Annotated in this window: 6 protein-coding genes and 1 pseudogene; 1 reads left to right on the forward strand and 6 read right to left on the reverse strand. The window is 68.6% G+C overall.

Annotation, left to right across the window (positions count from 1 at the left end):
- Positions 1-1,241: 1,241 nt before the first annotated feature.
- From ACZ37P_RS09730 to ACZ37P_RS09740, 3 genes and pseudogenes are all read right to left on the reverse strand, one after another.
- Complete coding sequence (locus ACZ37P_RS09730) at positions 1,242-1,808, reverse strand: hypothetical protein (protein WP_467345877.1); 567 nt, start codon at positions 1,806-1,808, stop codon at positions 1,242-1,244.
- 452 nt (positions 1,809-2,260) lie between these two features.
- On the reverse strand, positions 2,261-2,488 hold the full coding sequence (locus ACZ37P_RS09735) for a hypothetical protein (RefSeq protein WP_467345879.1): 228 nt from the start codon (positions 2,486-2,488) through the stop codon (positions 2,261-2,263).
- 520 nt (positions 2,489-3,008) lie between these two features.
- A pseudogene (locus ACZ37P_RS09740) lies at positions 3,009-3,215 on the reverse strand (site-specific integrase); the annotation flags it as partial.
- Between the two features lie 773 nt (positions 3,216-3,988).
- On the opposite strand from ACZ37P_RS09740, the gene ACZ37P_RS09745 reads away from it, so the two are divergent.
- The gene (locus tag ACZ37P_RS09745) at positions 3,989-4,321 is read left to right on the forward strand and encodes a MerR family transcriptional regulator (RefSeq protein ID WP_401719176.1); all 333 of its coding nucleotides are present in this window, start codon (positions 3,989-3,991) and stop codon (positions 4,319-4,321) included.
- A 574-nt stretch (positions 4,322-4,895) separates the two neighbouring features.
- On the opposite strand, the gene ACZ37P_RS09750 is transcribed toward ACZ37P_RS09745, so the two are convergent.
- From ACZ37P_RS09750 to ACZ37P_RS09760, 3 genes are all read right to left on the reverse strand, one after another.
- Positions 4,896-5,099: a cold-shock protein gene (locus ACZ37P_RS09750; RefSeq protein WP_467345880.1), complete on the reverse strand. Its 204-nt coding sequence runs from the start codon at positions 5,097-5,099 to the stop codon at positions 4,896-4,898.
- A gap of 550 nt (positions 5,100-5,649) precedes the next feature.
- Positions 5,650-5,958 carry an SCO5918 family protein gene (locus ACZ37P_RS09755; RefSeq protein WP_355342723.1) on the reverse strand — a complete coding sequence of 103 codons (309 nt, stop codon included), beginning with the start codon at positions 5,956-5,958 and terminating at the stop codon, positions 5,650-5,652.
- A 71-nt stretch (positions 5,959-6,029) separates the two neighbouring features.
- The gene (locus ACZ37P_RS09760) at positions 6,030-7,595 is read right to left on the reverse strand and encodes a DEAD/DEAH box helicase (protein WP_467345883.1); all 1,566 of its coding nucleotides are present in this window, start codon (positions 7,593-7,595) and stop codon (positions 6,030-6,032) included.
- Positions 7,596-7,988: the final 393 nt, after the last annotated feature.

Below are 7,988 nucleotides of genomic sequence, written 5' to 3' on the forward strand. Positions count from 1 at the left end.
GAGATACGACAAGACCGCGACCCTCTACCTCGCCGGACTCCACCTCGCCGGCATCTTCATCTGGTCCGCCCGATGATCCAAACGAAACGCCCTAGCTCCGACGGTGATCCGGCACCTCGTGCGGGTCGTCCCAGCGCAGGGGCTTGCCATCACCCGGCGCTGACACGGCTGGCTTCACAAGACGGCACAGCGGAGCTGCGCGCCCGGTGTCGCAAGAATCCCCCGAACCGCGCCCTTCACCGTCGGGCGCACGGCGGTGGGGCTGCGGGGGGCGACGGGGGAGGGCAGCTCGGGCGGGGCGGTGACATCGTGTCGGCCGGGACCCTGTCCGCTGGCACGGGGACACGCCATGGGCCGCTGACCTCCCAGGCCTTTCCTGTGTCGACGTCGATATCATACCTGTGCGGCACCGCAGCATCAGAGGGTGGGGAATCATATGACTGATAGCGGAATGAGCCATTCCTTCTGGGTGCAGCCGAGGGAACACTCAGCTTCGGATGGCCGGGATGCTCTCTTCCCGCTTCGTCTCCTGCGCCTGCCGCCCGTTGCGGGTTCCGATTCTCCATGGAGCCGTGGGGGTGAGTGCTCGTGCATCCGGCCAGTGCAAATAGAGCGGCACTCAAGATCACCCCGAAACGGGTTAATCGCGGAGAATCAGCTACTGTCTGAAATGCGCTCGCGTTAAACATATGGCCTACCGATGCGTCTTTTTGTATGCGACCGGGGAAGCGTCTTCTGGGCGCCTCGCACGCCGCCGTACGCCGACTGCCTGCGCTGGAACGCCACGTGGTCGGCGTTGCTGACACCAGCGACGCCGGACGCTACGTCGGTGACGGAGGGTCAGTTGTCTTCCTGAGTCCCCCGGGGCGGCGACCGCGACGGCATCGTCGCGGTCGAGGGAGTTTGAATGGTCGATCATGGATGCGGGCACATCAGCAACGGGTGATGACGCCCTGGGCGCCCTGACTGACGCAAGCTGGGGCAACGGGAGTTTTCCTTCCTGATTCGTGTGCTCCTCCAGGGAGGACCGCACCTCCGCGTCGACTCGGTCATTCCTTTGGGCCGGGGCGGAAATTCTGTCAGATGAGGGCCGTTTCCGGTTGCCCAGGTTTCCGCAGTTGGGGCGGTTCGGGGCAAGGGCCTGCGCGCGGGCAGAGTGCGTGCGAGCTGTGGCCGCCGGTACCCGTCGAGGAGTGCGTCCCGCCGGGATCCGGCGTATGCAGGCCGGGTACGGCGGACGGTCACCCGCAGGTGCCCGGCGCATCCGCCCCCGCTCGTAGACGGTGACGTTGAGATGTGCTGGCAGGGTAGTCACGGTGACCTGGACTGCCTGGCCCGTATTCGTGTAGGCGGTGGAGATGATCTCGATCGCGAGGAGCGAGTCGTCGCCGCTCAGGCCCCCGACGGGTGGCCTCCACCGGCTGCGTCAGCCGTGGACGGAGTTCGTCGACGACACTCGACACGGTGTGGCCGGGGCCGGCGAGCGTCTCGGTCAGATTCTCCGGCGTACGGTCGTCCTGCATCCAGGCGCTGCCCCGGACAAGCCGCAGCGGTGCCGTCGTGTCCACCGTGCGGATCACGGTGTCGTTGACGAAGTAGGTCCATCGCCAGACATCGGCCTGCTCTCCTTCCTGCATGCTCAGGCGGCGGCACACGTAGTCGGGAGCAGGTCCGATTTCCGGTTCCTGGCCGCGGACTTCGAAACCCTCGGCGGGCGTCAGGCCGCCGACCCGCGCGGGCACCGAAGCCGAGAGGGCCGGGAAAACGGCCTGGGGGCGTACGGGACTGCTTCCCAGTCGAACGGCCACGCGCCGGCTCCCCTCCTGCTACGGACGACGCTCAGGGTTTTGAGCCGTTCCACTGCCGCTGCGCGCGCGACGCCGTGCCGCGGTCGCCGCCCCGGCTGGCACCCCGCCTCACCTGTCTTGACAGGTGAGGGGTCGTGTTGAGGCACCTGTTCGGTCGACGCCGCACACCCAGCCGGACCATGCGGGGAGGAACCCGTTCGACGACACCGAGTTCCTCCGTGAGCACCCGCATGGTGTGGGCGACATTTCGTGTGAGTGCGTGCGTCGGCACCGCAGGGTTGGAAGACGGGCGGGCCGTATAGGCTGCGAGGTCATCGCTCGCAGGGACTAAACGTACAATCTTGGGCCAGTACAAGGGCGTCACCTTCAGCCAACCGTCATCACGTATCCGGAAGAAGGGGTAGTAGAGGCCGTGTGCCCGGATCGCCTCGCTCATGACACGACGATATGGGTTACCTGCAATTGGTGGATGGCTTCTTCTCCCGCTTGTGGCCCTCGTCCTCGGCTCGTGCCGCCAAGTACTCGGTCCAGTCGCGTCTGACGTAGGCGACCCAGTGGATCGCGGTGTGGCGGTGCGTGCCGGTCAGGTCGGCGAGGATGGGGCTGGGGAGGTTGGTGGCGAGGGCGGAGGTGCGGGCCGCGCGGCACGAGATTCTGTGCCGGTTCAGCTTCTGTGTCATGGAGTGCGTCGAAATCGGCTTCCGCGGGACCAGACCCGCGAACAGCAGTGGTGGACCTGGAGTGGTCTGAGCGAACAGGGGTCGGGGGACGGACCGTGGTTCGTCGGCCAGCTGCTGCAGCAGCCCGACCAGTCGTGGCGCCACCATCCGTATGCGCCCAGGACCTTTTTGCGGTTGCCCGCAAGTGCCGTCAGACCCTGAGCCTGATCACCGGCTTCGAACAGGCACTCGGCCGCAGTGCGGGCTCGGGCGACCGTCTCGTCCGTTACGGCAGGGGACCAACCGGGGACCACACGCGGTGCGCGGTAGTGAGCGATGGACGCATAACTAGGCGTAATGCGCGGGGGATTGGTCCCGAATGGCGGGGAAATTCCCTTGGCCTTCGCGACTGGGGGTCAGGGGGTCGCAGGTTCAAATCCTGTCGTCCCGACGGTGCACGAAGGGCCCGCTGGACTGGCATTTAGCCAGGTCAGCGGGCCCTTCGGCTTGTCGGCAGCGGTTTCCGTGTGATGAGGCGTTGGAGGCGGCGCTGGGTGGTCTGCGGGGAGCCGTGGCCGGCGATCAACCGCAGGACGTGCAGGGGGACTACGGCGTGCGCCATCCAGGTCGGGTCGGTGTGTCACAGGTCGTGTCGGCGCGGGTGTTCGTAGCCGAGGGTCTGGACGACGTCGTCCCAGTGGGTGGCGTCGCGCAGGACGGCGGTGGTGATCCGTCCCCCGTGGGGGCCGCGAGGACCCCGGCGTCGGAGTTGGTCGCAGGTTACCTCGGCCCCCGGTGACTGAAAATCTGTGATGGCCGGAGTAGACATTTGGTGGTGGCGTGGGTACGGTTTCTCTTGTACCCAGAGAGACGGAGGGCCCGGCAGAGACGAACTGCCGGGAGGCAGTACGCACATGACGCAGGTCGGTACGGTGGTGGAGTTCCAAAGCCAGGGATGTTGCCAGACGGGCGATGGGACTGACGACCGGACCGGGTGGCCCGCAGTGATCAGGGGCCGCCGTGAGAAGGACCGCAGCGGTAGTAGCGGTAAGTGCAGTGTGCGGTAACCAGCAGCGAAGTCAGTGAGCAGTACCTCGGTGAAGGCGTCGGCTGCGGGCGCGCGCACCGGGAGGTTCGGCAGTGGGGTTCCAAGCCAGAGAAGACGCAGGACGGGCGACGGGGCTGGCTGTCGAAGAGTGGTGCTGGTAGAGGCCATCAGCAGTACAAGAAGTGTGCAGTTCACGTTTGGCAGGCAGTTGATCCAGAGGGAAGGACGGAGGAGTTGAGCGCCATCGGGATCGCCCGGGCGGAGTGTTGAGTCCGGGTACCGCAGGACATCGATAGTGAGGTGGTCTCCGGTCAAGCAACCGCGATCCCCGCACCTGCCGCTCACCCTTTGGTGGCGGTGCGGACACAGTAGGCCGACGCAATAGCAGGTCGGCAGATGGTGTAGCAGTTCCTTCGGGGCCCCGGTGCCGGTATGGCACCGGGGCCCCTCCACGCGTTCCGCAGAGAGGTGCGATGACCGCAGGCGACACGAACGGGCGTCTCGATGACGACGACTACCCCGCGTACACCATGGGCCGGGCCGCCGAGATACTCGGCACCACCCAGGGCTTCCTCCGCGCGATCGGCGAAGCCCGCCTGATCACTCCGCTGCGCTCCGCGGGCGGCCACCGGCGCTACTCCCGCTACCAGTTGCGCATCGCCGCACGCGCCCGGGAACTCGTCGACCAGGGCACCCCGGTGGAGGCGGCCTGCCGCATCGTCATCCTCGAAGACCAGCTCGAGGAAGCCCAGCGCATCAACGAACAACTACGCCGTTCCCAACCCGGCGACCGGGCCGACGTCTGACCGGTGTCCCTGACACGAGGGAGCCTCTGCGGCTCGCGGAGGTGCTCCTCATATGTGTACATGATCGCCGAAGACGTTCAGCCGCCGGCTCCTGAGCGTGATTCCCGGTCTGGCGCCGACACGCCACCCGACGTCGTCCCGGACACCGCCGGTGCACCTTCCGCCGGCGGGCCCGGCCACCGGTCCTCTGCCGCGGATGGCGTGGTGGGCGTCGTGGTGGAGCGGGTGGCCGCCGGGCCGAAGCCGGGGATGCGTGGCTCGCTGCACGCGGGTGGTCGAATCCGCTTTTGTGGTGTCCCGGCGACGGCCAATCCTTGGGCCTGCCAGGAGAGATCGTGATCGAACACGGGGGGCCCGCTGTGCTCGGGTGCTTGACCAAGCGTACGGAAAAAGATCGGCACTTCTTACGAGCCGCGGGTCTTTTCCGGTACGGGCGTCCGGCTCGACGAGCCGTGCGTCGGGGCGGGCCGCGACGTCGGATCGCGGAGGGGTCCGGACCGGGAAGACCGCCGTGTCCACGCTACGGAGCCACCGGACAGCGAGCCGACTGGGACGGGCCGGGAGTGGCCCGGCGTCAGTCGCAGGTGATGTTCTCCGCGTACAGACCCCTTGGGTTCTGCCCGATGTCGAAGTGGACCCTCTGGCCTTCGGTCAGCCCAGGAAGAGCGTCGTCGACGAGATTGGAGTAGTGCGCGAAGACGTCTTCACCGTCGCCCGACTGCTCGATGAATCCGTATCCTTTAGCTGAATTGAACCATTTCACAGTACCTGTGGCCATTCTGTAACTCCTGCTCGCTCGGCGTGCGGCAACAGATTCGCGAACTCCGCATCTTTGTGGAATTTTCTTGTCCGTGCACCGGTGAAAAGGAAGAACCAGTCGTCAATCACGCGGCTGGCGCGGCCCCACGGGCTGGTGGACGCGGGCATCTGCGGCGAGGCCGCCCGCAGCCCTCTTCCTCGGGCGTCGCCCGAGAGGCCCCTGGCGTCTGCCCCGCCGGCGGCTGGTGGGGCAGAGGGCTGAGCGTCCGCCCGCGACATGCGAGGGTCGGCGACCGCGGGCTGAGCGTCCGCCCGCGACATGCGAGGGTCGGCGACCGCGGGCTGAGCGTCCGCCCGCGACATGCGAGGGTCGGCGACCGCGGGCTGAGCGTCCGCCCGCGACATGCGAGGGTCGGCGACCGCTCGAATCGGAAGCCTGGCACGGCCGTTGGCCGGGGTGGCGCGGGCCGAGGAGTGACCTCCGCGCTTGGGACGAGGCGGGATCGGGCGCCTGCTGCTCGGCGCCAGGAGCCCGCCGGTGTGCCGCGAGTGTGGGTTCTCCTCGTGGGTCAGGCTGTCACGGGGATGCCGAGCAGTGACTGGGCTGTCCGGAGTGGACTGGAGGCGGTGACGGGGACGTGGGTGGCGGTGTTGCGGCAGGTGTAGCCGAGGCTGAGGAGGGCGCGGGTCATCTCGGCGGCGCTGAAGTCGCGGCGGTCCTGGCGGGTGATCACCTCTCCCACTTGCTTCACGGGGTAGTGGCGTCGGCCGATGATCACGTACTCGCCCGTGACGACCTCGGGTTTGATGCCCTTCATGGACGCTTGCACGCCGCTCTTGGTGAGGTCGAAGGGGAAGTGGGCGATGATGCAGCGCATGGGACCTCGCGGAGATGAGGGGGGATGGGGACAGGAGCCGGTTCGCCCTGGTGAGTGCGGTCCGGCGGCGTTCAGGCCGCCGGGCTGAGTGCGGTACGGCGGCCCTGGGTCTCCGTCGAGGCCGTGGTCGGACGGGCGGAGCGCCGGGCCGCGGCGGGGCGGCTGCGCCGGCCGCGCGCGGAGGCGGCGGACGTGCTGCGCCTGGTGCGGTCGGCGACTGGCTCGGTGATGGTGACGGGCACGCCGGAAGGCGTGCGGGCTCCGGTGATGCGGTTCAACTCGGCTTCCCCGGACCGGATCTGGGTGGTCTGCGGGGTGATGCCTGCGGTGGTCATCAGACGGGTCATCTCGCGGCGCTGGTGAGGCAGGACCAGGGTGACGACCCGACCGGACTCACCGGCGCGGGCGGTGCGTCCACCGCGGTGCAGATAGTCCTTGTGGTCGGCGGGCGGGTCGACGTTGACCACCAGGTCGAGGTCGTCGACGTGGATGCCGCGGGCGGCCACGTTGGTGGCCACCAGCACCGTGACGTGCCCGGTCTTGAACTGCGCGAGGGTACGGGTGCGCTGCGGCTGCGACTTGCCGCCGTGCAGCGCCGCCGCCCGTACACCGCTCTTGAGCAGGTGCTCGGTGAGCTTGTCGACGGCGTGCTTGGTGTCGAGGAACATCAGCACCCGGCCGTCGCGCGCGGCGATCTCGGTCGTCGTGGCGTGCTTGTCCGTGTTCTGCACGTGCAGAACGTGATGCTCCATGGTGGTGACCGCGCCGACTGACGGGTCGACGGAGTGGACCACCGGGTCGTTGAGGTAGCGGCGCACCAGCAGGTCGATGTTGCGGTCCAGGGTGGCGGAGAACAGCATCCGCTGGCCGTCGGGCCGCACCTGGTCGAGCAGCGCGGTGACCTGCGGCATGAAGCCCATGTCGGCCATCTGGTCCGCTTCGTCCAGGACGGTGACACCGACCTGGCCCAGTTGGCACGCGCCGCGGTCGATGAGGTCCTTGAGCCGTCCGGGCGTCGCCACGACGACTTCCGCTCCGCCGCGCAGCGCGCTGATCTGCCGGCCGATGGACATGCCGCCGACGACCGTGGTCATCCGCAGCCGCAGGGCGCGGGCGTACGGGGTGAGGGCGTCGGTGACCTGCTGGGCCAGTTCGCGGGTCGGAACCAGGACCAGGGCCAGCGGCTGCCGGGACTCGGCGCGCTGACCCGCGATACGGGCCAGCAGGGCCAGGCCGAAGGCGAGGGTCTTGCCGGAGCCGGTGCGCCCGCGGCCCAACACGTCACGTCCCGCGAGGGAGTTGGGCAGTGTCGCGGCCTGGATCGGGAAAGGCACGGCCATTCCCTGCGTGGCCAGCGACGTCAGCAGAGTGGCGGGCAGGTCGAGTTCGGCGAAGGTTTCCACCGGCGGCAGGGCCGGAGTGACGGAGACCGGCAGGGCGAACTCGCCCAGCGGGGCCGAGGGCCGCCGACCGCCGTAGCCGCCGGAACGGGAAGGGCCGCCGGAACGGGAAGGGCCGCCGGAACGGCTCGGGGCCTGGCCGCCGCGGTATCCACCACGGCCGGAGGCGGAGCCGGAGCCGGAGCCCGGGGAGCGGGTGCGGGAGTAGCGGTCGGTGGAGCGAACAGTGCGGTTCACGGAGAACCTTCCTCGATGCGGTGCGTCGAGGGATCCCCGGCGGCAGACGAGCCGCACAGGGAGCACAGGAACGAACCGATGAAAGTGAATGTACGAAGCGGGCCATCTGGAGCTCTCGACGAGCTGTCCGGCCGTTCCCGCGGGCACCAGCGGTACTCACACGTTGATGGCGGACCGGGGCTGGACTTCCCCGCTGCGGCAGAGGTGCTCCTCCGGGCGGCCGGGAAGGCGCGCGGGCCGCCATGGCGGCCGGGGGCGGGGGGAAAACCAAGTAGGCCGGGGGCCGCACCCCCAAAGGGGGGGGCCCGACCCCCTCCCCCCGCTGGGATCCGGGGGGAAAAAGTGTTTCCGTCTTTCGGCCCCTCTCTTCCCCCTTGCACCCTCAACAAAACC

The sequence above is a fragment of the Streptomyces sp. NPDC024632 genome (assembly GCF_055559175.1).

Bases quoted from the DNA above. Each gene is read 5' to 3' on its own strand.
- ACZ37P_RS09735 (WP_467345879.1), bottom strand. From the start codon at position 2,488: ATGACACAGAAGCTGAACCGGCACAGAATCTCGTGCCGCGCGGCCCGC.
- ACZ37P_RS09745 (WP_401719176.1), top strand. From the start codon at position 3,989: ATGACCGCAGGCGACACGAACGGGCGTCTCGATGACGACGACTACCCC.
- ACZ37P_RS09750 (WP_467345880.1), bottom strand. From the start codon at position 5,099: ATGGCCACAGGTACTGTGAAATGGTTCAATTCAGCTAAAGGATACGGA.
- ACZ37P_RS09755 (WP_355342723.1), bottom strand. From the start codon at position 5,958: ATGCGCTGCATCATCGCCCACTTCCCCTTCGACCTCACCAAGAGCGGC.